Here is a 26778-nt window from a genome sequence, read left to right on the forward strand (position 1 = left end):
AACTTAACTTTATACTACCTTTTCACCTGATTTTTGTTTTATAAACCCTAAAACGAATCCACGTATTTGAGGATCAATTACAATTCCGATTATACCGTATAGTATACCAGTAAGAGTTAAAGCAATTAGTGGTGGTAAGTTAATTAATGCAATTCGGTATAAACCGTAACTAATAATAAAGGCTAAGGAATTAAATATAATTCCTTTAACTAATAATTGCATGCCTTTACGAATAAAGAGGGTAAATCCGATTAATAGTGTAATTTCGGTAAGGATAGCTGCGACAGCTGCCCCCATCATTCCATATTTACTACCTAATACAATATAACCTATGATGGCAACAACTAATCCAATAGTCATTGTTGTTGCACGTTTCCATTGCTGGCCAATCGTTGTTAAATTATCGGCTAGTGGATAGTTAATTGATTGTAAAATAACCATAAACGCTAGAATAGCAAGAGCGTCACCGGCGGGAGCGTATTCTTCTCCTAATAAACTAACAATCCAGAAACTTGGATCAGCAATAAAGGGGATAGAAATTCCCATTCCTAAAAAAGACATAAGTTTTAATTCAAAACTTGATAATTTTCTATGTTCTTCAATATTTTTCTCATTACCAAAAGCAAACAGCCTTGGATAAAAGGCAGCTGCAATTACCCCAGGTATTTGATATAGTACAGCAGGTATTTTAGATGCAGCACCAAAGAATCCAACTTGATTATACGTTGAAACCTTTTCTAATATAATAGGGCCCAATTGTGGTAAGAGCATAATGATGATTCCATTGATTGTGAAAATAAGTAGTTGATCTAAAATGCCTTTATCCCAACCCTTATGGACTTTCGTGTAACGTATTGTCATTATAAAGGCGATAACACCTGTTACAAGACTAGATACCCCATACATGGCAGCAACCATCATAAGTGACCATTGGAAAGACATCCCTAGTAATAGGGCAGCAGCAGCTGTTACACCTTGTAGTACAGAAATAATAGCTGTAAATTGCATGCGTTCTGTTACTTGGAAGTAAGCCATTCCAACACCTTGTAAAGTTGCTCCAAACATTGTTGGCAGAACAACCCAATATACCATCGCACGTAAGTAAGCATCGGGATAGAAGAACTGGGCACAAATAGCGAAAAGTACAGAAATTACGATAGCTAATATTAAACGAATACGTAAATAACTACTTATTAGCACGCTAATATTAGCATCGCTTCTCGTTCCTTCACGCATAAACGTATGTGTCAAACCTGCATCTGTAAAGTAACAAATAACAGCTGAAACTGCTAACGCAGTTGTAAACATACCGTAATCACTTGGAGAAACATATCTTGCAAAGAAAATTGTTGCAATAGCCAGTACAAAACGGACAGTAATGTTTCCTACAAAGAGGTAGGATGCGTTTTTTAGAATTTTATTTGTTTTCATGGGAAAAGACCTTTCTATTCTTTAGGACCCGGTTAGCTTGTCCTATTTGTAAATTTGATTTGTTCACAGAAAGAGAGAGTATCGTTATATTTTCAGTTTAAGAAAACAGAAATTTAATTCGTACAAACCAAAGCATTGCATATAGTTTTTTACTACGTTTTCCATTCTTTGAATAGATTTTACGGCAATATTTCTTTATATCTTTTTTGATTAATTGAACTTGTGATTTATCTAATTGAGAGTTTCCCTTAATATATATACAAGCGTTATTGATGACTGTATAAGGGAATAAATAAGTCTCAAGAATCTCAATAAGTGACTGAGGGTCTTTTGTAATGAAATCTTGAGATTTATTATGTACCCAATCTTTCATACGATTGAATACTTCCAACTCTTTTGTCGTTTTTAATTCATAATCTTTATACTTAGAAGAAAGATTCCCTTCTGATAAGATTCTATAGTAAGTTAAGTATTCATCGACATAACATACATTTGTCACACTCATAAGTTTAAATAAAAACTCCAAATCCTCTCCCCAACTACATCCTGGTGTAAAACGAATGTTATGATTCATTACGATGGATCGTTTGAAAATCCAAGTACTTGTTTGAGCAACAACTTGATGTGTTAGGAATGCTTTTGCCATATCACCTTTAATAAAGTTTGTTGTATGTTCAACCTTTTCGCCTGTTTCTTCGTAGAAATTCATATAACCACAATAGCACGCATCCATGTTGTTTTTATGTATACTGTCGACTTGCTTCTCAATTTTAGTTGGATGCCATAAGTCATCACTATCAAGGAAAGCAATATATTCTCCACTAGCGTTTTCAATTCCTGTATTACGAGCTACCGAAACGCCTTGGTTTTTTTGATGAACGTATTTTACTTGCCCTGGGTATTTTTCAGCAAGATTTTTTACGATAGAAGGTGACCGATCTTTACTTCCATCATCTACAATTACAATTTCGATATTTTTATATGTTTGATCCAGTATTGACTGCATTGTCTCTTCAATATATTTCTCTGCATTGTATAGAGGAATAACAACTGAGACAAGCTGGTTTTGTTCCATCATAGAATTTTAACTCCTCAAATTTTTATGTTTTTAAATTAACTCCTTTTATAAGGAATAAAATGAAAAGAATATCTGTATAAGTTTACCGCATATAAACTTTGTAAATCAACTTAATGTATATAATAATAATTATTAAAGGTATAGAAGTTAGATATGAAAGATGGTTATAATAGAAAAATGTATTGTAATAAAAGGGAGGAAACTTTAGAATGTTACAAAAGTATATGCGAAGACCTGAATTAATAATATTAGGTATCATTCTAGTTATTGGCCTAATCTTTCGGTTAATGACTTTAAAAACATATGGTAGTGATTTGACGCTTGGTAGCGATGACTTAATGTATCAAAAAAATGCTGTCAATTTTTTAGAAACAGGTATGTTGACTTATCATGATCCGACAAAACCAACTATTCATATTATGCCTGGACAAGTATTTTTATTAGCAGGCATATTCGCCATATTTGGGCATGGAAGCCTTGGTGTTTTATGTGCAAAATTAGTTATGATAACTTTTGGTGTCTTAAGTATTTATATGACTTATAAGATTGGTACATATATCTTAAATCCAGCAGTAGGATTAATTGCCGCATTGTTATTAGCATTATACCCTCCTGAAGTAGTAGTAGAGAACTTGACGTTGACAGAAAGTCCGTATCTATTTCTATCATTAGGGCTATTATATTGGAGCTTGAAATTAGCAGATACGCATTCAATGAAAGATTTTTATATTATTTTATTATTCTACTTTGTAGCACTATATTTTAGGGTACAAATCGCTTTATATCCAATTTTATTATTTATATATCTTGTATTAAAACGTTATCCAGTACGTCTAATGGTAAAGCAAGCCCTTATTAGTGTATTGGTATTATTTGTTGTGCTTGGTCCTTGGTGGGCACGTAATTACGTTCAATTTCACAAGTTTATCCCGCTTACAGCAGGTTCAGGTAATCCGTTATTACTGGGCACATATCAGGGTGAAGGTTATCCCCCTGGAAAAAGTGTGGAAGAAATTGATGCGGAACTTCTTGCGAAATATCCGGGTATAGAAGCGCATGAATTAATGGCGAAGCAACAAGAAATAGCGATGGACCGTATTAAGGAATGGTGGCATACAGATAAAAAATCAATGTTGAAAAGTTATTTAATTTTAAAACCACAAATTTTCTGGGAAAAAGCATATTATTATCCAGGCACTCCAATTAGTATTTTTGATATATCTGGGGAAGATATGAAGAAAATTTATGATCCAATTAAAACAGGTTTCATAATTTGCTCGATCCTAGCATTTGTATTCTGTTGGAGAAGGTGGAGAGAGTATTCATTTTTATGGATAAACATTTTATTCCAAACCTTTTTCAATAGTTTATACCTTGCGTATGATCGCTATGCGCTTCCATTGATGCCAATGCTTTTTATAATGATAGGTGTAGGTATTGTCGCAACTGTTATGAGGGTTAGCAGACCATTTTTAAAATAGGTAAATGATTTCATTAAGCCTATCAAAAAAATTACATTTAAATGGTATATAAAAATGACCTACTTTCTAAAATAGAAAGTAGGTCATTTTTAATTATGCATCGTGTAAAGAATCATTTTGCTCTTTATTATTTAATTTTTGTTTTAGCAACGCATAATCTTGTGTCAATGTTACAAGTTGGTGATGCTGTTTAGAAACCTTACGAGTTAAATCAAAAATTAAAATAAAACAGAATAAAAGTCCGAACAGGAATAAAACAGATGGTGGGTATTCTACGTGTAATAGCTTCCCAATCCAATTTATAATCTTATCTGTAGAGCTTAAAATCGCCATTGCGATACAAACAAAAATCCAAAGAATGGAATATTTTGTTTCCAAAGCTCCTTTACGTATCGAGTTAATAATCAGGAAAAATAATAATAGAATAAAGATAAATGAAAAGGTAATTATAGGCATGGATTATCAACCTTTCACAATTTTTTGCATTAATATAGCTAAACTTACTTTAATCATGTAATATGCAGATTTCAATGGTGTAATAGAAGATTGTCCACCTTGTCTTTCTTGCATATTAACTGATATTTCATTAATGCGAAGATTTTTCTTTTTTAAGTGAATAAGTACTTCTGGTTCTGGATAATCTTTTGGATAATTGTGTGCGAAAATCTGAATTACTTCGCGATTAATAGCACGGTATCCAGATGTTGGATCCATAAATGTTTGTTTCGTTAGTAACTTTAATAAGGCAGTGAAGTAAAATATTCCAATTCGCCTTGAAAGACTTCCCTTATATGCAGTTTTTTCCGTAAATCGAGACCCTAGCACCATATCGCATTGATTTTCAGCAATAGGTTGGATGATTTTATATAAATCCTCTGGGTTATGTTGTCCATCGGCATCAAATTGAATAGCGATATCATAGTCATTCTCATAAGCATACTTATATCCAGTTTGTACAGCTGACCCAATTCCTAAATTATAAGGTAGATTTACAAGATGGACTGGGAATGTTGTAACAATCTCAGGTGTTTTATCCATTGAACCATCGTTAATTACACAAATATCTAATCCTACAAAATGTTCTTTTAGTTCTAAAAGTCTTGTTAATGTATCTGCAATCGCTTCTTCTTCGTTGTAAGCAGGAATAATAATCAAAGTTTTAGGTATTACAATTGGTACCTCAACAGACATATTGCACCATCCTTCATATAATCGGCATCATTACTTTTATTAAACATCATATACTATACCATTAATAGTATAACAAAATAAAGGACAAGTTAGTGGGTTGTTTTGTAAACTAGGAAGCATATTTAGGTAGTGATAGGTGTTTATAATTAAAATTGAAATAAAAAAGCAGGTAAACATAAAGGAATGTTTACCTGTGTTACATAGTGTTATATGCTCCATGGCTTACTTAAGGTTAATACTTCAGCCATTTCCTTACTTTTCAAACGCCCTTTTTTTCGGTTTTCTGCGCGTTCTGATCCAGTTTGGTGTAGCCAGTGCTCTTCTTCTGTTTCAGGTAGTACTTGTGGTACGGACGAAGGTTTTCCATCTTTTATAGCCACAAATGTAATGAAGCAAGTAGCAGCAATTCTACGCTCGCCTGCTAATAAATTTTCTGCGATTACTTTTACGAAAACTTCCATTGAAGATTTCCCTGTATAACATACAAATGCTTCATAACAAACAGAATCAGCTTGGTGAATTGGAGTTAAAAAATCAACTGAATCAATAGATGCTGTTACGCAATGTTTACGACTATGTCTTGCAGCCGCAATCGAAGCAATACTATCAATTTCTGCTAATAATTTCCCTCCAAAAAGTGTTTGGTGATTATTTAAATCGTTAGGAAAGACACGTGTTGTCTTAATTGCTTTAGATTCTCGCATGAATTTCTTTTCCATATATTCAGCCCCTATAGTCTGTTTTCAATCAGAATAATATGTGTAAGCGGATTACTCATATTAGATATTTAATGAAGTAAAGTGTATTCCAAAAGAGGATTATTTAAATTTCTGTATTTGTATTCATGTAACTGAAAGAAAATTTATTTTATCTAAAATGTAGTTTAAAAGAGGATTCGCTTACATTGCAAGTAAAAAGTAATGACTATGTATTTGTCATAGAAATTCTCTATCAGCCGTGTACCCATTCATGATAGAATCGTTTTGTTATGAATGGAAATAGAGGTGCAATGGACATATGAATCATATACAAACAAATTTTTCATCTTTCTTCAATAAAATTATGATCGGTGCGATGCTCGCATTTTTTGTTTATAGTTGTTGGGCAGCATTTGAGACAAGTAAGCAATTCTTTGGAGGAAGTACAACAAGTGTAACAATCATATTGGCAATTTTCGTCATACTCATTTTGTTAGTGGCATCAATTCTACAATATCGTTTTACAGATAAACAATTTCTTATTTTTCTTATAAGTATATCTATAGTTGTGAGGCTTAGTATGCTGTTATTTGTAGACGCTCCAATAATAGGTGATATGAAAGTGATGTATGAGTCTGCAAAGCAGATTGCAATTGGTAATAATATAGGGACTGTAACTCATTTGCCTTTTATTATATATGAGTCAGTAATTATTCGTATATTTGGTGATACATTATTCGCTTTACAACTATTTAATGTGTTATTTTGCGCAGGAACCACATTTTTTATTTATCGTATTGCGGTAATGGTTTTTGGAGAAGAATGCGGTCGTATTGCTTCTATATTTTATGCTCTGTATATTCCAAACATATTCATGAGTTCCGTATTAACTCCTGAGTCACTTGCAATATTTTTATTTTATTTTGCTTGTTACATACTTTTATATAAAGGATTAGATCATCTTTATATGTGGGTGTTTTCAGCGATTTTATTTGCATTTAGTAATATGATTTTCCCAATGGGACTATTTATTCCTATTTTTATCACGGTATATGTATTATTAATTGAAGTATTTCAATCAGCAACGAAACAGAAAGTGTTACTAAAGATGATAGGGATACTTATTCTGTTTTATAGTGCTCATTTTGGTGTGAATTATGGAATTAAGACAATGGGATTATCACAATATACGATTGCGAATGAGACATATGTTCAATCTGTCTTAATTGGAAAAACGAAACATGGGGAAAAAATATCGAAAAATCAAAGTGTAACAGAGCATATTGATCAAAAGTTAAAAGAGATTGAGGGAGAAAGATTTAAACTTTTAGAACCGATGATAAATCAGTTTTCAGATGAGGGGATAAATTCTATTCTTTTCAAATGTGAAAAACTGATATATATAGCCGTAACATTGTTTATGACTATAGCTCTATTACACTTCCTTATTAAGAAACAACAAAATGAGGGATATATGTTGTTCTTATTTTTAATTAGTGGCTACGTATTGCTAAGGCTCTTCCAAGTAGATATGGTATATTACAATGTAATTATGCCGGCATTGTTTATTTTGCAGAGCTTTGGTGTTTATATGGGTTATGTGTATTGTCAAAAAATATTTTTCAGAAAATAAAAAGAATCCATTCTGGATTCTTTTTTTGATGGAAGATGAAATTTAATAGTCAGTGCAGATGAAAAGTATGCCTGACCTGAATTTTATGCCGCTATTTTCCAGGAAGTAAGACCCCCATCTTAAAATTCAGCGAAAACAAAGAAATTAGGTGGGGCCCTGCTGCCCGTAAAAGCCTGATTAGTGAGGGCTAATAATCAGTGGGAAATGAACAACCCCCCACTGATTAAAGTTTTACTTTATCTTATCGATTTAGTTCTAGTTGCAAATTATCGGCTGTTAGAGCCATTTGTGAGGAATCATCTTGAATTCCTTTCATTACTTGTGAAATAGCTTGTAGTTCGTGTTCAATTTTCTTATTCTGTTCTTTTGAGTTAGACATATCTTTTACAATTTCTTGGAAGTATCGATCTGTTGCCGACATACTATCCGTTCCTTCCGATACGAGAGAGCTAATTTGTTTCACGGAAGACGAGACACGAGTAATTTGTTCATTTGTTTTTTCGACGAGCTTTGTAACGTTAAATATAGATTCTTTCGTTTGCTCTGATAATTTTCGAATTTCACCAGCAACAACAGAAAACCCCTTCCCAAATTCTCCAGCACGTGCAGACTCGATAGCAGCGTTTAGTGCGAGTAAATTTGTTTGCTCCGCAATCGATTTAACAATATCTATGATTTCATTAATTTTGTTAGAAATATTGAGAAGTTCATGAGTATCTGTAATAATCGTTTCCATATTCATTTGAATAGATCCCATTCGTTTATTCTGCTGGTTTAATTGTTCTTTCCCTTTATTTGCTTTTTCTTCAGATGTTGTAGCTAATGATGTACCTGTTTTAGCAATCTCTACAATAGTTTCAGATTTGGCGGTTAGTTTTTGAATAGAAGAGCTTGTTTTTTCAGATACAGCAGCTAGTTCTGTTGCGATATGCGTAATTGTCATAGCAGTTAATTCTTTTTCTTTCTCATGCTCTTTTTGCATTCTTTCATATTCAGATTCATAAGCTGCAAGAACAAGTTCTTGTTCAAGAGTGAATAATTTATTTATGACATTTATAGAATAGGAAAAATCATCGATTGTTGTTATTTTTGTTTGCAAAATCTTCATGATAGAGCGGAATAATTCTTGATAAGCAGCAGTATACCATTTTCGATGTAAACCAATTTGTACATGCCTTTTGGCAATCCTAACACGCTGTTCAATAAAATCTTCATGCATATTGCCGCTGAATAATTCTTTAATATGTGTTTTTAAAGTTTGTTTTAGTTTTGGAATAGAGCTGTAACGTTCAATAATAGTAATTAAATTAGGTTGTTTTGTAATGTTGGCATAGAATTTTTCAGTAATCCAATCAATTTCTGCATAAATAAAAGGCTGTAGTATTTTTACAACTTGTAAATCTTCTTTTGAAATATGTAGCATATCCATTTGAATTTTCAATTCAGAATTAGTAGGTACATTAAAAGTTATTTGTTGCTCTTTACTTAATTCGATTATACTGGCGTTTGTTTTATTAATATTTTTTTTGAAAACCCCAAGCATCATTCTTCCCCCTGTATATAAAACGTTTTCAATTTTAAAACTAATATAGAGTAATTATATATGCTTATATATAATTACTCTATATTAGTTTGTTGAATAGTACATAAATTAAGAGAATTCTAGATAGAATTCTCTTAATGGCCTTTATTAATTTTAGCATGTGTTTTAAAGAAAACAGGGAAATGCACATTATATATTACAGTGACGACACGAATAACGAATGTTACTAATAAACAAACATAGAAAGCTAATACGTGCGCCCCCATAGCGTGTGTGATTAGGAAGCTAATTGCTCCTAAGATAGAAGCGATTGCGTAAATTTCTTTTCGGAATACGTAAGGGATATCTTGAGCACAAATGTCACGCAAAATACCGCCTCCAATACCTGTAATGACTCCCATTGAAACAACTAGAAATGAGGCGTCAACATGATGTGACATTGCCGCATTTGCACCAATAGCTGTAAAAACGCCTAAGCCAACAGCATCAGAAAGCATAATAACGACTTGAAGTTTATTGATGCGTTCAAAAAACATACAAGTAAATAATGCTGATAATACACTTACGAAAAAGTAAATGGGTTTTACAAATGCGACAGGGGGCAGGTTACCGATCATAATATCACGAATAATACCGCCGCCGAGCGCAGTAGCTACAGCTAAACAAAGGACACCAAATAAATCTAAATCTTTTTTTAAACCAACTAATGTACCAGAAATGGCAGCGGCGATAATGCCAAGAAACGTAAATATATCGATTAATAACATGGCCTTAATCCCTTCCTCTTAAAGATGTTCCAGAGAAAAAATATACACTAAAGTATTGGAAATAACAATTACTTTTCGTTACATGTAGAAAAACGGATAAAATACATAAAGAAAGCGTTTGAAAATGTTTAGGGAAAAATGAAGCAAGGTTAACCTTTAGTTGTGGGATAGCTGAGTAGATGTCATTTTGTAATTATTAAATTATATATATTAATATAATAATTAATGAATGTTACTATAATGCTGATAATAAGTAGAAGAGTGTTAGATAGTTTTTATAGAGATAGGGAAGGATAGCTAAAGGATAATATTTTCTAGTACTACTTAAGGTAGAGTGGCTAGTTTCGGTATAAAAATAGTTCTCAATTTAAATATGAGTTATGTTATAATTGCTAGGTGTGTTTTAACGATAATAAATTATGATTAAAAGATAATGTTAAGATTTTGTATGGAGGTCTTGGAATGTTAGCAAATCAAGCTAGGGTTAGATTTGAGCGTTTTTTGCTCTTTTTTATTATTTTACAGCCTGTTTTAGATTTATTAACGTCTCTTAGCATCACTTTATTAAAGTCAAATGCTACCGTTGGAATTTTAGTAAGATTCCTTATTATGGCTGTTGGTGGCATTTATATTTTAATTCAGGCAAAAGAGAAGGAAAATAGAAAGTTTTTAATTTATCTTATATTATTAGCCGGAGTTTTAGGAATAGGATTTATTAATAACAAACTAGTTAAGGATCCTATTGTACTTAGTGAAGAAGTTAAATTCGTTGCAAAAGCATTATATATATATATCATGCTGGGATCATACATTTTAGCTTTAAAATCATTGAAAAAGACAGTTAATATTAGTGATAAGGTTCGAAATAGTATTGTATATTCTACATTAATCATTAACGCAATTATGGTTATTTCTATTTCAACATCTACTGACTTTGGTAGTTATGAATGGATGAAGGTTGGTTCTCGAGGTTGGTTCTATGCAGGGAATGAACTAGGTTCAATCTTAGCTATTATTTTCCCTATTGTGGTACTATATTCTATTCAAAAAACAAAGAGCTGGAAACACATTTTATATTGGATTCCATCACTTTTAATGATTTATTCGCTAATTCAAGTTGGTACAAAAGTAGGGATGGGCTCAATTGGTGCTACGTTAGCGGCAGCAATCGGAATCATTGTACTACAATTATTATTTGATAGAAAAAATCCGAACAAAAAATCCCTTGCGCTTAATGCAGTAATTGCTATTGTCCTATTAGCTGGTGTAGTTGGAACGTTTAAACAAACGCCATTAGCACAAAATATGGGTATTCACAATAATTATTTATCAGAGCAAAATGTGGCGCAGCAAGGTCAAAAAGAAAAAGAAATTAAAGAGAAGCTGAAAAAAGAGCAAGAACTTAAAGAAAAAGAAGAAAATCACCATAAAGTTGAAAAGCCAGAAGAAAAGGCGAAGATAGAAGAGGAAGTTAAGAAAGAGCTTGAGAAAGAGCAAAAGAAAGAAAATCAAGAAAATCTTATTTTCAGTGGACGTCAAGTATATGAAGAAAGACATAAGCAGTTCTTTAAAGAAGCGCCAATGTCACAAAAGTTATTAGGAATGGGTTATGCAGGTAACTTTAAATACAATGAACAAAAGCAGCCAGATCCAAAACTAATTGAAATGGACTTCCATGATTGGTTTTATGATTTCGGGATTATTGGCTTTGTATTACTAATGATTCCATTTATTTATTACGGGCTAAGAATTCTACTAGCATTTGCTACGAGATTTAAGGACATATTTAATATAAAATATGGAATGATTTCAGCAAGCTTATTGTTAGCGTTAGGTATTGCTTATATTGCAGGACATATTTTAACAGCACCAGGAGTTGGTATTTACTTTGTAGTGGTGTTAGCTTATCTAATAGTAGACCTAGAAATTGAATGATAAAAATAAAAGCTAACTTTTGTTAGCTTTTATTTTTTAGTACAGTAAAATAAAAATAGATGGAAACGTAGCGAGGATTTAAAGGAGGAAAAAATATGAGAATATTGCATATGAATGCAGGAGCAGAAGATGGGGGAGGGAAAACACATATTATTTCACTTCTCGATCAGTTTTCAGCTGGTGAAGTAGAATTAGCAGTATTTGAAGATGGAATTGTTGCGAAGGAAGCAAGGGAGTTAGGGATAAAAGTCCATGTGTTTTCACAAAAATCGCGCTATGATTTATCCATTTTAAAGAATATAAGTGAATTTATTAATAAAGAAAAATTTGATGTAGTTCATACACATGGCCCTAGGGCTAATTTCTATGTTTCTTTAATGAAAAAGAGAATAAAGGCAAAATGGGTAACGACTATTCATAGTGATCCATTTCAAGACTTTACTAAACAGGGCTTAAAAGGTTGGATTTTTACGAAATTAAATTTGAAAGCCTTAAAAAATATAGACTTATTTTTCGTTGTAACAAATAGATTGAAAAAAAGCCTGGCAGCATTAGGTATTTCAAATGAAAAGATGCATGTTATTTATAATGGAATTGAATACGATAAGGAAAAAGCAGAAGGCTATAATAAAAAAGAAATGTTCAATATTGATGAAGATGTATTTACGGCAATTCAAGTAGCACGATTACATCCTGTCAAAGGACATGAAGTTTTATTCGATGCGTTACAACAAACAAAATTAGAGAAAATTAAAGTATTATTAGTTGGCGATGGCCCATTAGAAGAAAATCTAAAGTCATTAGCTACTGAAAAAGGGATTAACGATAAAGTAGAGTTTTTAGGACATCGTCAAGATGTAAAACAATTATTTGCGTCGTCACATGTAAATTTATTAACTTCCCATAGTGAAGGGTTCCCACTAGTTTTATTAGAAGCGGCAAATCAGCGCGTACCATCAATTGTGACTAGGGCTGGAGAAATTGAACCATTAATCGTAGATGAAACTTACGGATGGATTGTGCCGACAGGTGATGGAAAGGCATTAGCATTAGCTTTAGAAGAAGCGTATGATAAGTGGAAAACTGGAGAGTTAGCAGCAATGGGTAAACATATTTATGAGCATGCTACTATGAACTTCTCACTTCAAAAACTATATGAAGATACAAAGGAAACATATAAGCAATTAATAGCGAAAAACTTGTAATGATAGAGAGGATAGTTAACTATGGCAGTACAAACAGTTGATATTCTAGGCGTTCCTTTTTCTACAATGACAATGGATGAAACGGTCCAATATTTAAAAGAACAACTAGAAGCGGAGCGAACTCATACGTTTCAGGTAGTAACAGCAAACCCTGAAATTGTTATGTGCGCAAAAAAGGATGAAAAGTTCTATCAAACATTATTGAATACAGATTTAATTACACCTGATGGTATTGGGGTTGTAAAGGCAAGCGGGATGCTTGGTACACCTTTAAAAGAACGTGTAGCAGGTTTTGATTTAATGTGTAATTTACTTGCGAAGTTATCAGAAGATAGTAAGCCGGTATCTGTTTTCTTATTAGGTGCAAAGCCGCATGTTGTACAAGCTGCAGCAGATCATTTAACAAAGACATATTCAGCTGTATCCATCGCTGGTATACAAGATGGTTATTTTAAACAAGAAGACGAAGAGAATATTATTTCTCGCATTCAAGAAGCAAAACCAGATTTATTACTTGTTGCACTTGGTTTCCCGAGACAAGAGAACTTTATCCAAAACAATAAGCATCGTTTAGAAACGAAAATGGCTGTTGGAGTGGGTGGAAGTTTAGACGTATGGGCTGGAGAGGTAAAACGCGCACCAAAATGGATTCAAGCGATTCATTTAGAGTGGTTTTATAGATTATGCAGTAATCCAACACGCTGGCGTCGTCAGTTAGTATTAGCGGAATTTTTAAAAGAAGTAATGCGTTCGAAAAAGTAGCGAAATATCGCTGCTTTTTTTATTTGTTCATTTTTAATAAATTGAAACTTTAATCAGTGAGGCATCCCCACTGATTATTAGCTCTCACCAATCGGGATAGACGTTTTACTTTTTGGGAATGATGAAGGAGAATTTTTTACACAAAAGTATTTTACTTATACAATTCACACATGTAAAATGATGTGTAAAGACACCTGTGTGAGGAGGACTTCTAGTGGGCAAGGTAAAAGAAATTTCGAAGCGCAAACTGCTTGGTATAGCTGGGCTTGGATGGCTATTTGATGCAATGGATGTTGGAATGCTTTCATTTGTAATGGTAGCCTTGCAAAAGGATTGGGGATTAAGTACGCAAGAAATGGGCTGGATAGGCAGTATTAACTCAATCGGCATGGCAGTAGGAGCGCTTATTTTTGGGATACTATCAGATAAAATAGGGCGAAAATCAGTCTTTATTATTACATTATTATTATTTTCTATCGGTAGTGGTTTAACTGCATTAACAACGACACTTGCGATGTTTCTCGTTTTACGCTTTTTAATTGGTATGGGGCTTGGCGGAGAGCTTCCGGTTGCCTCTACACTAGTATCAGAGAGTGTTGAAGCGCATGAGCGTGGGAAAATTGTTGTGTTATTAGAAAGTTTTTGGGCAGGTGGATGGCTAATTGCAGCTCTTATCTCGTATTTTGTTATTCCTAAATATGGTTGGGAAGTTGCGATGGTATTGAGTGCAGTTCCAGCATTATATGCTTTATATTTAAGATGGAATTTACCGGATTCCCCAAGGTTCCAAAAAGTTGAAAAAAGGCCATCTGTTATTGAAAATATAAAATCAGTTTGGTCTGGGGAATATCGTAAAGCAACAATTATGCTATGGATTCTATGGTTTTGTGTTGTTTTTTCCTATTATGGAATGTTTCTTTGGTTACCGAGTGTAATGGTGCTAAAAGGATTTAGTTTAATAAAAAGTTTCCAATACGTACTTATTATGACATTAGCTCAACTTCCAGGATATTTCACAGCTGCTTGGTTTATTGAACGTCTCGGTCGTAAATTTGTTTTGGTTACGTATTTAATCGGGACAGCTTGCAGTGCTTATTTGTTTGGGGTTGCGGATTCATTAACAGTATTAATCGTGGCAGGTATGTTACTATCCTTCTTTAACTTAGGTGCTTGGGGAGCATTATACGCCTATACACCTGAGCAGTATCCAACGGTTATTCGTGGTACAGGTGCAGGAATGGCAGCAGCATTTGGTCGTATTGGTGGTATTCTTGGGCCACTATTAGTGGGATATTTAGTTGCTTCAGAAGCTTCACTATCATTAATATTTACGATTTTCTGTGGATCAATTTTAATTGGTGTATTCGCTGTAATAATACTTGGACAGGAAACGAAGCAACGAGAATTAGTATAAAGTGAAAATTTAAACGTATCCCTGACCGTTTATTATCCTACACTACTCGGCTCTTTATAGGCAGTTAGTGCGGGATAAAAGGGGAGAGGAAACCGAAGTGGTTTCCTTTTTTCTGTTTTTTTAGATAAATAATGGTATAGTAAGAAAAAGGGATTATTTCTTATAAAAGCGAATGTATACAACAGGACATATGGACAAAGAATTAGGTGGTTGAAGAAATGAAAATTTTACTAATCATGGAAGAGGCAGAAGAGAGAAGAGAGTTAGCTGAAAATTTCACTGAAAATATGAGAAATGTAGAATGTTTTGAAGCAAAGACAGGAACAGAATCTTTATTTATGATGAAAAAACATATACCAGACTTTGTTTTTTTAAGTTCCAAATTACTAGATGGTACTGGTTTTGAATATGCAAGTTTATTACGAGAAATAAATTGCTATACAAAATTTATTTTTGTAGGTGAAAACATAGAAGAATCTATTACAGCCTTTCGTTTCCAAGCATTTTATTATTTATTGCGACCATTTCGTGAAGAAGATTTACAATTTCTTTTATATAAAATAGGTAAAGAACAAGGTGAGAAAGCAAAGAGTTATTTGCGAAAACTACCGATAGAAAGTCAAGAGGGTATACGATATATTCTTCCAGAAGATATCGTATATGTAAGTAAAAATAAAGAAAATAAAACTGTTTCAATTTACACAACGAATAATCAGTATATTTCAACATATACACTTCAGGAATTAGAAAATAAGCTAAATGCATATGATTTTTTACGTGTACATAAAAGCTATTTAATTAATATGTCATATGTAAAAGAACTGAAACCGTATTATAATGGCACGTATAATTTGTATTTAGATAGGTATGATGAGCAACCGATTCCAGTCAGTCGTAATTATGTAAAACGCCTTCGAAATAACATTGAATTATAGTAGGTAATGAGAGTAATTTAACATGATAAACTGAAAATCCTTCATGATAGGGAGGATTCAAGTTAAATATTCAGAAAATTTAGTACAATCTCCACTAAGAAATAGTATTGGGGGAATTGTATGTGAAGACATTGAAATCGATCTTACTTTGGGGCGTTATTACAGCAGTAGGAGCAGGTGCTTTTGGGGTAATAGCTTTATCACAAGGTGAAACCATTAATGCTGTATGGCTCTTAGTAGCTGCCGTATGTGTATATGCAGTTGCTTACCGCTTTTATAGTAGATTTATAGCGAGAAAGGTTTTTAATTTAGATGATAATCGGCAAACACCAGCCCATACATTAAACGATGGGAAAGACTATGTTCCAACAAATAAGTGGGTATTGTTTGGACATCACTTTGCAGCGATTGCTGGGGCGGGACCTTTAGTAGGACCGATTTTAGCAGCACAAATGGGATATTTACCAGGAACCATTTGGATTATTGTTGGGGTAGTTGTTGCGGGGGCTGTCCAAGATTTTGTCATTTTATTTGCTTCGATGAGACGTAATGGTAAATCGTTAGGAGAAATGATTAAAGATGAGATTGGACCTGTTACAGGACTAATTGCAATGATAGGTATTTTAGGAATTATGATTATTTTATTAGCAGTATTAGCGTTAGTCGTAGTAAAGGCACTAATCGGAAGTCCTTGGGGAATGTTTACGATAGCAGCAACGATTCCTATCGCTATTTTAATGGGAGTTTATATGCGCTATATTAGGCCTGGTCGTGTTGGAGAAGGATCAGTAATTGGTATTATCCTACTTATTTTATCTCTTGTTGGAGGACAGTATGTAGCAGAAAATCCAACACTTGCAAGTATGTTCACATTTAGTGGTGAAACAATTGCTATTATGCTTATTGTATATGGATTTATCGCATCGGCATTACCAGTTTGGATGCTTTTAGCACCACGTGATTATTTAAGTACATTTTTAAAAGTCGGAACAATTGTAGGGTTAGCAATCGGTATCTTAATTGTAGCACCAGATTTACAAATGCCAGCAGTTTCGAAATTTATTGATGGAACTGGTCCTGTGTTTTCTGGAAACTTATTCCCGTTCTTATTTATTACTATTGCTTGTGGTGCAGTGTCTGGATTCCATGCTCTCGTTTCATCAGGTACGACGCCGAAGATGATCGAGCAAGAGGGACACGCACAGCCAATCGGTTATGGAGCAATGTTAATGGAGTCGTTTGTAGCAGCGATGGCGATGATTGCAGCTTGTGTATTAACACCGGGAACGTATTTTGCAATTAATAGCCCCGCAGCACTTATCGGTACAGATGTTTCGCAGGCAGCTCAAGTTATTTCCTCATGGGGATTTGCTATTACACCAAATGAACTAAAAGATCTCGCTGTAAATGTTGGAGAGCAAACAATTTTATCACGTACAGGTGGTGCGCCAACATTAGCGATAGGTATGGCATATATTTTCTCACAAGTAATAGGTGGAACAGCCATGATGGCATTTTGGTATCATTTTGCGATTCTCTTTGAAGCTCTATTCATTTTAACAACAATTGATGCCGGAACGCGTGTCGGCCGATTTATGATTCAAGATATTTTAGGACATGTATATAAGCCATTTGGGAAAACGGATTCTACATTAGCGAATGTAATCGCTACAACATTATGTGTATTAGGGTGGGGATATTTCTTATACCAAGGGGTAATAGATCCGCTCGGTGGAATTAATACATTATGGCCACTTTTCGGTATTGCAAATCAAATGCTAGCAGGTATTGCATTATTACTTGGAACGACAATTTTGTTTAAAATGGGAAAAAAGGCGTACGTTTGGGTAACACTTATTCCAACTATCGGGTTGCTGATTGTAACGATGACGGCGGGATATCAAAAGCTATTTCATGAAAATCCTAAAATTGGATTTCTATCGCATGCAAAGGTATTTCAGGGAGCATTAGATGAGGGAAAAGTGTTAGCGCCAGCTAAAAATGTCGCTCAAATGAAGCAAATTATTTTCAATGATTATATCGATGCAGCGCTTTGCGGAATTTTTATGATAGTTGTAATCGCTGTGTTAATTTCAGCACTTCGAATTTGGATCCAAGTATTAAGAAATAAGCCAATGCCGTTAAAAGAGGCACCATATATTCCTAGAGATGAAAGTGAGTCGAGGAACTATGCTTAAAAAGTTGTGGCAAGTATGGGGTGAAAGAAAACGCTTTATTAGTTTGCTCGTTGGAGTACCAAGTTATGAAGTATATGTGGAGCATATGAAAAAGCATCATCCTGAAGAAGAGGTTGTATGTCAAAAGCAATTTTTTGCTGAGGCACAAGAAGCAAGATTTAATGCAAAGGGTGGAAAAATATCACGCTGTTGTTAATGAAAAAGGGCGAGTTTTCGCTCTTTTTATTTTTTTGCTGTTTCACGTGGAACAGCAAAAATAAACAAAATATTTGGGAATTAAAGGTATTTCGTATACAATAAGGTGAGGAAGGGGATAGATGGAAAAGTAGGGAGATTATTTTATGTTAAGGGACTTATTTGTAAATACAACAATTATTCTTTCCTTTATTTTTATTGGAGGTCAGCTTTTAAGGGATAAGCCGTTAAAAGAAGGATTCTCTTTTGGGCAGAAATGTGTAGTAGGCATTTTTACTGGGATACTAGGTATAGTATTAATGTATTTCAGTGTTCGTGTTGGTACCATTCTATTGGATTTACGCTACTTAGCTGTTATTCTAGCTGTTATTATTGGAGGACCGATAGCGAGTACCATAACAATTGGTATGATTTTAGTAACTAGGCTGTTGTTTATGGATTATTCATTAGCTTCTCAAGTGGCTTTTTATACAATCATTGCGATAGGAATAGGGAGTATCTTTATTTCGCGCATGAAGCTTTCTTTAGGGGGAAAGTGGGTATGGTTACACACATATATTTTATCTATTCTAATCCCAGCGTTATATATATGGTTAATTAAAGAGATCCACATAGTGGGATTATATTTAATTTCTAGTATTATTACAGGTTACATAACATTCATAAGTGCAAATTATGTTTTACAATCCAATGAGTTATTTCAAAAGATGAAACAATACGCAACGATAGATGCATTGACAGGTTTAGGAAACGTAAGACAGTTTGATTTAGAGATGAATCGTCATATTAGTAATAAGAACATGAAAAATGATTCGTTTTGTTTACTACTTATAGATATTGACCACTTTAAGTATGTAAATGATACGTACGGGCATCCTGCAGGAGACGAAGTGCTAAAACAAGTAGGATGTATTTTACGAGAAACTTCACAATTTCCAGATTTGGCTTTTCGAAAGGGTGGAGAGGAGTTTGCGCTTTTGATACCGAATAAGGGATTAGCTTACGGAATTCTTACGGGCGAGCAAATTCGTACAGCTGTTGAAAGTCACTCATTTCAATTGTTAGATGAAACGAAAATAAAAATTACAGTTTCGGTGGGGGTTTCAGAATATGAAGGATCACCGGAGCAATTTATTCAAGCGGCAGATGATGCGTTATACTACTCGAAACGAAATGGTAGAAATAAGGTCAGCTCTGTATCTTAAAGATAAGATGACCAGAAGACATAAAGCTTATAAAAAACACTCACAGAGGCAATGTATGAACTTTGTGAGTGTTTTTTATTTATATATTAGACAAGTTCTTTTGATACAACAAATTTACGATATGCACCATGGTGAGTTGGACCTACGTATTCGTTAATTTTGAATGAGTAACGAATAGCAGCTGTGATGAATTCTTTAGCAGTTTTTACTGCTTCTTTCACAGGTTTTCCTTTTGCAAGTTCTGCTGTAATTGCAGCAGAATATGTGCAACCTGCGCCGTGTGTATTTGTCGTATCAATTTTTTCTGATTCTAGAAGGTCGAATGTTTCTCCATCATATAGGACGTCGATTGCAGTTTCCGTACCAAGTTTGCTACCGCCTTTAATTAGGACGTATTTTGCACCTAAAGCATGGATCTTTTTCGCTGCTTCTTTCATGTCTTCAAGAGAATTAATCTTTACGCCACTTAATTGGTAAGCTTCAAATAAGTTTGGTGTTACAACTAATGCCTTTGGAACAAGAACGTCACGTAAGCAGTCATTCGTTTCAGGATGTAATGCTTCATCAGCACCTTTACATACCATAACAGGGTCAACTACTACATTATTGAAATTGTGCTTTTCGATTGTTTCTGCAACCATTTCAATAATTTCTACTGATCCAAGCATACCTGTTTTTAAAGCGTCTACGCCAACACCTTCAATTGTTGTTTCTAATTGTGGTTTTAATGTAGAAGCTGGGATTGGAAATACGTTATGTGCCCAACCGTTATGTGGATCCATCGTTACGATTGTTGTAAGAGATGTCATTCCGTATACGCCCAGTTCTTGGAATGTTTTTAAATCTGCTTGTATACCAGCACCGCCACTTGTGTCAGAACCAGCGATAGTAAGTGCTTTATTTAATGTCATTATGAAAGCCCCCTCGAGTGATATAATGAAAACTATGTTCTCACCATTATATCAATGTTACGAATAAGTACAAAGTGAAAAGTAGATGATTTATTTTAAGAGCTATTTAAAATCTTGTATGCAGGAGACTGAGTATGTTTCGAGATAATCGTACAAATGAATTAGTTATATTAAAGGAAATTGCAGAAACATTAAATACATCAAATGATACATATCATGTATTGCAAGCTGTCCTAGAGAAATTACTAAGTGTAACAGGTTTAACGACAGGATGGATTTTTCTTGCGGATGAAAATGGGAAGTATACGAAGTTAATTGATTATCAATTACCAGAGGCACTTACATATGAAAATAAACGCCCGATGTGCGAAGGTGAATGTTGGTGTTTACGAGGTTTTGTAGATGGAAAATTAGAGAGAGCCGTTAATATTATTGAATGTAAAAGAATTAATAATGCAATTGAATATAATTGGGGGGATACGGAGGGCATTCTTCATCATGCTACGGTTCCTTTAAAAGCTGGGGGAGAAAAATTTGGGGTGTTAAATGTTGCAAGTCCGGGTAAAACACATTTTTCAGAAGAAGAATTAGTATTACTCCAATCGGTTGCTTTCCAAATTGGTACGGCTTTAAAGCGAACAAAATTATATGAAAATGAAAAGAGAAGAGCACATTATTATGTGAAATTAGAGCGTTTCATTCAAGATTTAAAAACGATTCATAAGTTTAATGTACTACCTGAAAAAGTGGTAAATCACGTAGGTGAAGTATTTCAATGGAATCAAGTAGCGCTTTTTATTAGGGAGGAAAAAGAATTATCTCTGCGAGCGTCTTACGTTCAGGAAGAGTTACAAGAGGATGTAAAAGAGGCGGCCAAGAGGGCGTTAGAACAAGATGAACCAGTTCTAATAAAACATCAAATAGGACATAATGTACATCTAAATCGAGCTGTTATTGCTACACCAATACATATTCAAAACCATATATTTGGTGTTTTATGTGTTAGCTTGAATAATGGAGAGTTTGATGCTAATACAATAGACGTAATTCAAGCATTATCGAACCATGTTTCGTTAATAATAGAGAATTTGAGGTTAAACGAGCAGCGCCGTGAACTTGTACGAATGGAAGAAAGAAATCGGTTAGCAAGAGATTTACATGATTCTGTTTCGCAAAAATTATTTTCATTAACCTTCATGACAAAAGGCGCCGAGGCAGTTTTAAAAGGTAAAAATGAAAAGGTAGATCAATCTTTGCATGAGATGCGTGAACTTGCGCAAGGAGCTTTGAAAGAAATGAGGACATTAATTTGGCAGCTTCGTCCGGCGGGATTAGAAAAAGGATTATTGCCAGCTCTAAAGCAGTACGGTGAAAATTTGGGACTGAAAATTAGGGAGCAAGTTACGGGTGTTCGTGATTTACCTCGTGTAGTAGAAGAAGCTTTGTGGCGCATAGGCCAAGAAGCACTGAACAATGTAAGTAAGCATGCAGGTGTAAAAGAAGCGACGATTTATTTTACAGTGAATGAGAAAAATGTATCATTAGAAATAGTTGATCAAGGAAAGGGATTTGTGGAAAAGAATATAAAAGAAAAGAAATCACTAGGTATGACTACGATGCGTGAAAGAGTAGAATTAGTTGGTGGAACAATTAAAATTGTAAGTAGTAATAAACGAACGAGCGTAAAAGTAAACGTACCATTATGATGTGAAAATGAGGGAAGTTTGTGAAAATAAAAGTATTGTTAGTTGATGATCATACAGTCGTTTTAAAAGGATTAGCATTTTTCTTAAGTACACAGGAAGATTTAGAGTTAGTTGGAGAAGCGAATAATGGGAAAGAAGCGTTAGTGAAAGTAGGAGAAACAACTCCCGATGTTATATTAATGGATTTATACATGCCTGAAATGGATGGTGTTGAGGCGACGGCATATATTAAAAAAGAGTATCCAAATGTGAAAGTAATTGTATTAACTAGCTTTTCTGATCAGGCGCATGTGTTACCTGCATTAAGGGCTGGAGCAAGTGGGTATATTTTAAAAGATGTAGAACCAGATCAGCTTGTTGAGGCTATTCGAAGCGCATATAAAGGTAATATTCAATTACATCCGGATATAGCAAATGCTCTTCTCTCTCAAACATTACCTGTAGAAGAAAAGGAAGAAGAACCTTCTATTCAAGTGGATGTGCTAACAGCGAGAGAAAATGAAGTATTGCAGCTATTAGCAAAAGGGATGAGCAATAAGGAAATTGCATCGGTTTTAGTTATTACAGAAAAGACAGTTAAGGCGCATGTAAGTAGCATTTTGAGTAAGTTGAATTTATCTGATCGTACGCAAGCGGCATTATATGCAGTGAAAAATGGAATTGTATAAGACGAAAGTCGTAAGACCAAGTTCGCCTTTGGAAGGTGGACTTTTTTTATGAAAAAATACGTCTATGTGAGGACGAAATTGTCTTTATATAAAGATAAAATATGTTTGTAAGCAACAAAACAACAATTACAAGGGATACCTTTTTTGAAAGCATATAACAACATAAGAGTGAGTACTAGGAGGAATAAATAATGGCAACAGTTTTATTCGTTAAAGCAAATAACCGTCCAGCGGAACAAGCGGTTAGTGTAAAATTATATGAGGCATTTTTAGCAAACTATAAAGAAGCACACCCAAATGATACAGTAGTAGAACTTGATTTATATAAAGAAGAATTACCATATGTAGGCGTAGACATGATTAATGGTACATTCAAGGCAGGTAAAGGCTTTGATTTAACAGAAGAAGAAGCAAAAGCAGTAGCAGTTGCTGATAAGTATTTAAATCAATTCCTAGAAGCTGATAAAGTTGTTTTCGGCTTCCCATTATGGAACTTAACGATTCCAGCAGTATTGCACACATATATTGATTATTTAAACCGTGCTGGTAAAACGTTCAAATATACGCCAGAGGGTCCAGTTGGCCTAATCGGAGATAAGAAGATTGCATTATTAAATGCAAGAGGCGGCGTATATTCAGAAGGTCCAGCAGCTGAGGTAGAAATGGCTGTTAAATATGTAGCAAGTATGATGGGCTTCTTCGGCGCAACAAACATGAAAACAGTAGTTATTGAAGGACATAACCAATTCCCAGATAAAGCAGAAGAAATCATCGCTGCAGGTCTTGAAGAAGCAGCTAAAGTAGCAAGTGAATTTTAATTAAAATTATAATCGTCACTCGAAAAAACAGTATTAACGTTTACATGTTAATGCTGTTTTTTATATTTTTAGTTCATCAGCAAGTTTTTCTAATGTATTTCGATCTTGTATATAATATGTTCGGCCTTCTTTTCTTAAATAATTTTGTTGGCAAAACTGATTTAATATATATAAAAGATGACGGTAGCTGACATTTAAATATTCCGAGGCCTCGGTATGCTTTTCTATATAACAATTATTTTGCTCTGTTAATAAAATAAAAGCAGCTAATCGATTTTCAAAAGGATAACTATAGTTTTTTGCGTAATTTTCAGTGCGAGTAATTGTCTTTTCTCCAATAAATTTACATAAGTGCTGTAAAAACGTTGCATCTTGTAATAAAAGTTGCTGACAATCTTTAAGAGGAAGTGCCAAACACACACAATCTTCTAGTACTTCAACGGACTTAGTAATATTTTCTACTCCTATTAATCCTAATTCCCCGATAAAAGATGGTGCTTGAATAAAATTAATTAATGAAACCTTCCCGTTTTTATGACTCATATATATTTTTGCTTTCCCAGAAATTAAGTAATAGAGATAAGGGAGAGCATTTCCTTCGCTACATATCATCTCTTTCGTTTGAAAAGAATGCAGCTCTACATATGGCAAGACATGAAATGAAAATAGGGTATGGAATTGATGGATTCGCATGTATTGATAAATTTCTTCCTCATTTTTGCTGATTTTCATATTTTCACCCCTATGTATAGTATGAGATATCTCCTATTATCTTTACAAGAAGGAATGATACGATTTATGTAAATTTGTTTTTGTAGAAAAGAGAGTGTGATGAATTTATGAAAAAATATAAAACGTTGTTATTTGATGTAGATGATACATTACTAGACTTCCAAAAGGCTGAAAAAGTGGCTTTACGGGTGCTTTTTGAAGAGAAGGGAATCCCTTTAACAGACGAGATAGAGGCTCGTTATAAAAAAATAAATAAAGGTCTTTGGGATGCTTTTGAAAAAGGGGAACTATCACGCAATGAAGTTGTAAATACAAGATTTTCTCTGTTGTTTAAAGAGTATGGAGAAGAAGTAGATGGAATATTATTGGAAAATAATTATCGTAACTACTTAGAAGAAGGAAATCAACTCATGCAAGGTGCGTTTGAATTTATAAATCAAATTCAAGGAGAGTATGAATTGTATATAGTGACAAATGGTGTTTCTAAGACGCAAGATAAACGTTTGCGTAATGCAGGTTTACATTCATTATTTAAAGATGTTTTTGTTTCGGAAGATACAGGTTTTCAAAAGCCGATGAAAGAGTATTTTGATTATGTTTTTGAACGGATTCCTAACTTTGCACCTGAAGCAGGGCTGATTATTGGGGATTCATTAAGCGCTGATATGAAAGGTGGATATGTAGCGGGAATTGATACTTGTTGGTTTAATCCAGAAAGGAAATTAAATGATAGTGGGATTATACCGACATATGAAGTGCATAATTTTGAGGAGTTAGAAGCGTTATTAAAGCAGCATGTGTAATAAAAAAATAGGCAGTGGAGCTTTTATCCCCACTGCCTATTTTTATTAATTTTTATTTTCGTTATGTTTTGGGAGCGGAAAGGCATTCCCGATAGCAGCTGCACCAAGCATGGGCAATAGTAAATTAAGCGGGAAAAACATAAGTAATAGTAATGTTATAGCTATTGGCTTTCGTAACGCATAGCTTGAAATTGCTGTCGTTACGATGGCAACAGATGCTACTGGATCTATAGGAAGAATAGATGCTACAGCGTATCCGATACTTGACCCGGAAAATATAATTGGGAAGATATGTCCACCTCGCCACCCTGTGTTCAAACAAACGGCAGTAATGCACAACTTTAAAATCCCTGAAAGAAGTAGTATCCAAAAAGATAAATGGCTCCATTCAACAACTAATTCTTTTAATTGATGTTCCCCTGAAAATAATGTGTACGGAAGAAAAGTTCCCGCAATTCCTAATAAAATACCACCGATAATTCCGAGTGTCAGTTTGTATTCCCTAAAAGGGTGAATTAACTTCTCTAATGTGAATTCTAACTTGAAATAAAAGAAACCAACTATAGCACCGATACTAGCAAGTGGAAGAAATGCGATCCATTCATTGAAAGAAAGTGCACCTTCCCCGAAATCAACAATAAAGGATCCACGATTATCGAGTTTACTCAGTAGTAAATAAACAGAAAAACCTGCGAAAGTAGTAGTTAAGTATACAATCGCCTTTTTTCCTTTAGAAAAAGCAGCAATTTGTTCCCCCTCATTTTCATTTGGTGCTAAATAACCGAATAATGGTGCGTTAAAAATGACACTTAAAGTAGCTCCAATTCCGATCTCGGTTAGCTCATTCATACCCTTTAAGGCAAATTTAAAGCGATCCCCTACCCATGTGCACAGTCCGCCTATAATTCCAACTAGTGCGGCTTCTGGACCAAGACTAGCTCCGAAAATTAAAACAATAATCGCTGTTAAAGTAGCCTGATGGACAAAGCGATATTCGATTCGACCAGTTTTTTTATATTCAGCCATCACTTCAGGCATAAGGCGTGGGTATGTACCGAAATGTTTTTGTGATAGACCAACAAGGACCCCGCCAATTATTGTTACGCAAAGGGTGTAATAAGAGGGAAAAGAGAGAACTTCAGGCAAGTATCCCCAAATAAAGTGGATTCCAATATTTATTGTGACTAAAAATAACCAGACTGTAGCTCCTACTATAGATCCTAGAAGAATGCCATATAGAGCAAGTATGTACTGCATATCTTTTTTATTTGTCATGTTATACCTCCGTTATGTAAATCTTAGTAGGTAAAAAAGTGAAATATACTAGTGAAAAATGGATTGAATATATATAGTATCTTTTTGAGAAGATGGCCTATTCAACATATAGGCTAACTTTAGGGGAATTTGAATTTATAGGTTAAATTACTTATTTAATTTTATAGACTGATTTGAGGTTTTTAAAGGTCTTT

24 protein-coding genes are annotated in these 26778 nt (G+C 34.0%); 14 read left to right on the forward strand and 10 right to left on the reverse strand.

What is annotated here, in order from left to right:
* Positions 1 to 9: 9 nt before the first annotated feature.
* Together AU379_RS17750 and AU379_RS17755 are read right to left on the reverse strand one after the other, a co-directional pair.
* On the reverse strand, positions 10 to 1431 hold the full coding sequence (locus AU379_RS17750) for an oligosaccharide flippase family protein (RefSeq protein WP_000856127.1): 1422 nt from the start codon (positions 1429 to 1431) through the stop codon (positions 10 to 12).
* Between the two features lie 97 nt (positions 1432 to 1528).
* A complete protein-coding gene (locus AU379_RS17755) occupies positions 1529 to 2509 on the reverse strand; it encodes a glycosyltransferase (protein ID WP_000970540.1) in 981 nt (326 codons plus the stop codon).
* A gap of 209 nt (positions 2510 to 2718) precedes the next feature.
* Between AU379_RS17755 and AU379_RS17760 the strand changes: the two genes are divergently transcribed.
* The gene (locus AU379_RS17760) at positions 2719 to 3990 is read left to right on the forward strand and encodes a glycosyltransferase family 39 protein (protein ID WP_000939653.1); all 1272 of its coding nucleotides are present in this window, start codon (positions 2719 to 2721) and stop codon (positions 3988 to 3990) included.
* A gap of 93 nt (positions 3991 to 4083) precedes the next feature.
* Here AU379_RS17760 and AU379_RS17765 read toward each other — a convergent pair whose 3' ends face one another.
* The 3 genes from AU379_RS17765 to AU379_RS17775 form a co-directional block, all read right to left on the reverse strand.
* On the reverse strand, positions 4084 to 4446 hold the full coding sequence (locus AU379_RS17765) for a DUF2304 domain-containing protein (RefSeq protein ID WP_001121765.1): 363 nt from the start codon (positions 4444 to 4446) through the stop codon (positions 4084 to 4086).
* A gap of 6 nt (positions 4447 to 4452) precedes the next feature.
* Complete coding sequence (locus tag AU379_RS17770; protein WP_000110207.1) at positions 4453 to 5181, reverse strand: glycosyltransferase family 2 protein; 729 nt, start codon at positions 5179 to 5181, stop codon at positions 4453 to 4455.
* Between the two features lie 206 nt (positions 5182 to 5387).
* Positions 5388 to 5900, reverse strand: coding sequence for an acyl-CoA thioesterase (locus AU379_RS17775; protein ID WP_000412119.1), 513 nt, complete (start codon positions 5898 to 5900; stop codon positions 5388 to 5390).
* Between the two features lie 298 nt (positions 5901 to 6198).
* Here AU379_RS17775 and AU379_RS17780 point away from each other — a divergent pair, with 298 nt between their 5' ends.
* Positions 6199 to 7512, forward strand: coding sequence for a glycosyltransferase family 39 protein (locus AU379_RS17780; protein WP_061139574.1), 1314 nt, complete (start codon positions 6199 to 6201; stop codon positions 7510 to 7512).
* A 241-nt stretch (positions 7513 to 7753) separates the two neighbouring features.
* Here the strand turns inward: AU379_RS17780 and AU379_RS17785 are convergent, their stop codons facing one another.
* Positions 7754 to 9055 carry a globin-coupled sensor protein gene (locus AU379_RS17785; protein ID WP_048568678.1) on the reverse strand — a complete coding sequence of 434 codons (1302 nt, stop codon included), beginning with the start codon at positions 9053 to 9055 and terminating at the stop codon, positions 7754 to 7756.
* A 134-nt stretch (positions 9056 to 9189) separates the two neighbouring features.
* A complete protein-coding gene (locus AU379_RS17790; protein ID WP_000924371.1) occupies positions 9190 to 9822 on the reverse strand; it encodes a trimeric intracellular cation channel family protein in 633 nt (210 codons plus the stop codon).
* 462 nt (positions 9823 to 10284) lie between these two features.
* On the opposite strand from AU379_RS17790, the gene AU379_RS17795 reads away from it, so the two are divergent.
* The 8 genes from AU379_RS17795 (at position 10285) to AU379_RS17830 (ending at position 19671) form a co-directional block, all read left to right on the forward strand.
* A complete protein-coding gene (locus tag AU379_RS17795) occupies positions 10285 to 11757 on the forward strand; it encodes an O-antigen ligase family protein (RefSeq protein ID WP_000880764.1) in 1473 nt (490 codons plus the stop codon).
* A 95-nt stretch (positions 11758 to 11852) separates the two neighbouring features.
* Positions 11853 to 12962 carry a glycosyltransferase family 4 protein gene (locus AU379_RS17800; protein ID WP_061139575.1) on the forward strand — a complete coding sequence of 370 codons (1110 nt, stop codon included), beginning with the start codon at positions 11853 to 11855 and terminating at the stop codon, positions 12960 to 12962.
* A gap of 21 nt (positions 12963 to 12983) precedes the next feature.
* Positions 12984 to 13724 carry a WecB/TagA/CpsF family glycosyltransferase gene (locus AU379_RS17805; RefSeq protein ID WP_000290748.1) on the forward strand — a complete coding sequence of 247 codons (741 nt, stop codon included), beginning with the start codon at positions 12984 to 12986 and terminating at the stop codon, positions 13722 to 13724.
* A 214-nt stretch (positions 13725 to 13938) separates the two neighbouring features.
* Entirely contained in the window at positions 13939 to 15138 is a 1200-nt protein-coding gene (locus AU379_RS17810; protein ID WP_000521077.1) for an MFS transporter, read from the forward strand.
* A 218-nt stretch (positions 15139 to 15356) separates the two neighbouring features.
* Positions 15357 to 16073, forward strand: coding sequence for a LytTR family DNA-binding domain-containing protein (locus AU379_RS17815; RefSeq protein ID WP_000698256.1), 717 nt, complete (start codon positions 15357 to 15359; stop codon positions 16071 to 16073).
* Between the two features lie 122 nt (positions 16074 to 16195).
* The gene (cstA, locus tag AU379_RS17820) at positions 16196 to 18271 is read left to right on the forward strand and encodes a carbon starvation protein CstA (protein WP_000854310.1); all 2076 of its coding nucleotides are present in this window, start codon (positions 16196 to 16198) and stop codon (positions 18269 to 18271) included.
* Positions 18264 to 18467: a YbdD/YjiX family protein gene (locus AU379_RS17825; RefSeq protein ID WP_000914504.1), complete on the forward strand. Its 204-nt coding sequence runs from the start codon at positions 18264 to 18266 to the stop codon at positions 18465 to 18467. Before cstA ends, AU379_RS17825 begins: the two co-directional genes overlap by 8 nt.
* Before the next feature lie 145 nt (positions 18468 to 18612).
* Positions 18613 to 19671 carry a diguanylate cyclase gene (locus tag AU379_RS17830; protein WP_000942901.1) on the forward strand — a complete coding sequence of 353 codons (1059 nt, stop codon included), beginning with the start codon at positions 18613 to 18615 and terminating at the stop codon, positions 19669 to 19671.
* 86 nt (positions 19672 to 19757) lie between these two features.
* Here AU379_RS17830 and pdxK read toward each other — a convergent pair whose 3' ends face one another.
* Positions 19758 to 20582, reverse strand: a complete 825-nt coding sequence (gene pdxK, locus AU379_RS17835) for a pyridoxine/pyridoxal/pyridoxamine kinase (protein WP_000174264.1) — start codon at positions 20580 to 20582, stop codon at positions 19758 to 19760.
* A 134-nt stretch (positions 20583 to 20716) separates the two neighbouring features.
* On the opposite strand from pdxK, the gene AU379_RS17840 reads away from it, so the two are divergent.
* From AU379_RS17840 to AU379_RS17850, 3 genes are all read left to right on the forward strand, one after another.
* Positions 20717 to 22288, forward strand: coding sequence for a GAF domain-containing sensor histidine kinase (locus tag AU379_RS17840; RefSeq protein ID WP_000488144.1), 1572 nt, complete (start codon positions 20717 to 20719; stop codon positions 22286 to 22288).
* A gap of 20 nt (positions 22289 to 22308) precedes the next feature.
* The gene (locus AU379_RS17845; protein ID WP_000695812.1) at positions 22309 to 22956 is read left to right on the forward strand and encodes a response regulator transcription factor; all 648 of its coding nucleotides are present in this window, start codon (positions 22309 to 22311) and stop codon (positions 22954 to 22956) included.
* A 191-nt stretch (positions 22957 to 23147) separates the two neighbouring features.
* Positions 23148 to 23774 carry an FMN-dependent NADH-azoreductase gene (locus tag AU379_RS17850; RefSeq protein WP_061139576.1) on the forward strand — a complete coding sequence of 209 codons (627 nt, stop codon included), beginning with the start codon at positions 23148 to 23150 and terminating at the stop codon, positions 23772 to 23774.
* 60 nt (positions 23775 to 23834) lie between these two features.
* Here AU379_RS17850 and AU379_RS17855 read toward each other — a convergent pair whose 3' ends face one another.
* Positions 23835 to 24506, reverse strand: coding sequence for a transcriptional regulator YeiL (locus tag AU379_RS17855; protein ID WP_000703321.1), 672 nt, complete (start codon positions 24504 to 24506; stop codon positions 23835 to 23837).
* A 107-nt stretch (positions 24507 to 24613) separates the two neighbouring features.
* Between AU379_RS17855 and AU379_RS17860 the strand changes: the two genes are divergently transcribed.
* Positions 24614 to 25309: a YjjG family noncanonical pyrimidine nucleotidase gene (locus tag AU379_RS17860; protein WP_000760192.1), complete on the forward strand. Its 696-nt coding sequence runs from the start codon at positions 24614 to 24616 to the stop codon at positions 25307 to 25309.
* A gap of 45 nt (positions 25310 to 25354) precedes the next feature.
* Here AU379_RS17860 and AU379_RS17865 read toward each other — a convergent pair whose 3' ends face one another.
* Positions 25355 to 26584 carry a chloride channel protein gene (locus AU379_RS17865; protein WP_000182467.1) on the reverse strand — a complete coding sequence of 410 codons (1230 nt, stop codon included), beginning with the start codon at positions 26582 to 26584 and terminating at the stop codon, positions 25355 to 25357.
* Between the last annotated feature and the right edge of the window lie 194 nt (positions 26585 to 26778).

Source organism: Bacillus sp. JH7 (assembly GCF_001563515.1).
GTDB lineage: Bacteria > Bacillota > Bacilli > Bacillales > Bacillaceae_G > Bacillus_A > Bacillus_A cereus.

What these genes read in the sequence shown, in the direction of transcription:
- AU379_RS17750 (WP_000856127.1), bottom strand. Translation starts at nt 1,431, where the DNA reads ATGAAAACAAATAAAATTCTAAAAAACGCATCCTACCTCTTTGTAGGA.
- AU379_RS17755 (WP_000970540.1), bottom strand. Translation starts at nt 2,509, where the DNA reads ATGATGGAACAAAACCAGCTTGTCTCAGTTGTTATTCCTCTATACAAT.
- AU379_RS17760 (WP_000939653.1), top strand. Translation starts at nt 2,719, where the DNA reads ATGTTACAAAAGTATATGCGAAGACCTGAATTAATAATATTAGGTATC.
- AU379_RS17765 (WP_001121765.1), bottom strand. Translation starts at nt 4,446, where the DNA reads ATGCCTATAATTACCTTTTCATTTATCTTTATTCTATTATTATTTTTC.
- AU379_RS17770 (WP_000110207.1), bottom strand. Translation starts at nt 5,181, where the DNA reads ATGTCTGTTGAGGTACCAATTGTAATACCTAAAACTTTGATTATTATT.
- AU379_RS17775 (WP_000412119.1), bottom strand. Translation starts at nt 5,900, where the DNA reads ATGGAAAAGAAATTCATGCGAGAATCTAAAGCAATTAAGACAACACGT.
- AU379_RS17780 (WP_061139574.1), top strand. Translation starts at nt 6,199, where the DNA reads ATGAATCATATACAAACAAATTTTTCATCTTTCTTCAATAAAATTATG.
- AU379_RS17785 (WP_048568678.1), bottom strand. Translation starts at nt 9,055, where the DNA reads ATGCTTGGGGTTTTCAAAAAAAATATTAATAAAACAAACGCCAGTATA.
- AU379_RS17790 (WP_000924371.1), bottom strand. Translation starts at nt 9,822, where the DNA reads ATGTTATTAATCGATATATTTACGTTTCTTGGCATTATCGCCGCTGCC.
- AU379_RS17795 (WP_000880764.1), top strand. Translation starts at nt 10,285, where the DNA reads ATGTTAGCAAATCAAGCTAGGGTTAGATTTGAGCGTTTTTTGCTCTTT.
- AU379_RS17800 (WP_061139575.1), top strand. Translation starts at nt 11,853, where the DNA reads ATGAGAATATTGCATATGAATGCAGGAGCAGAAGATGGGGGAGGGAAA.
- AU379_RS17805 (WP_000290748.1), top strand. Translation starts at nt 12,984, where the DNA reads ATGGCAGTACAAACAGTTGATATTCTAGGCGTTCCTTTTTCTACAATG.
- AU379_RS17815 (WP_000698256.1), top strand. Translation starts at nt 15,357, where the DNA reads ATGAAAATTTTACTAATCATGGAAGAGGCAGAAGAGAGAAGAGAGTTA.
- AU379_RS17825 (WP_000914504.1), top strand. Translation starts at nt 18,264, where the DNA reads ATGCTTAAAAAGTTGTGGCAAGTATGGGGTGAAAGAAAACGCTTTATT.
- AU379_RS17830 (WP_000942901.1), top strand. Translation starts at nt 18,613, where the DNA reads ATGTTAAGGGACTTATTTGTAAATACAACAATTATTCTTTCCTTTATT.
- pdxK (WP_000174264.1), bottom strand. Translation starts at nt 20,582, where the DNA reads ATGACATTAAATAAAGCACTTACTATCGCTGGTTCTGACACAAGTGGC.
- AU379_RS17840 (WP_000488144.1), top strand. Translation starts at nt 20,717, where the DNA reads ATGTTTCGAGATAATCGTACAAATGAATTAGTTATATTAAAGGAAATT.
- AU379_RS17850 (WP_061139576.1), top strand. Translation starts at nt 23,148, where the DNA reads ATGGCAACAGTTTTATTCGTTAAAGCAAATAACCGTCCAGCGGAACAA.
- AU379_RS17855 (WP_000703321.1), bottom strand. Translation starts at nt 24,506, where the DNA reads ATGAAAATCAGCAAAAATGAGGAAGAAATTTATCAATACATGCGAATC.
- AU379_RS17860 (WP_000760192.1), top strand. Translation starts at nt 24,614, where the DNA reads ATGAAAAAATATAAAACGTTGTTATTTGATGTAGATGATACATTACTA.
- AU379_RS17865 (WP_000182467.1), bottom strand. Translation starts at nt 26,584, where the DNA reads ATGACAAATAAAAAAGATATGCAGTACATACTTGCTCTATATGGCATT.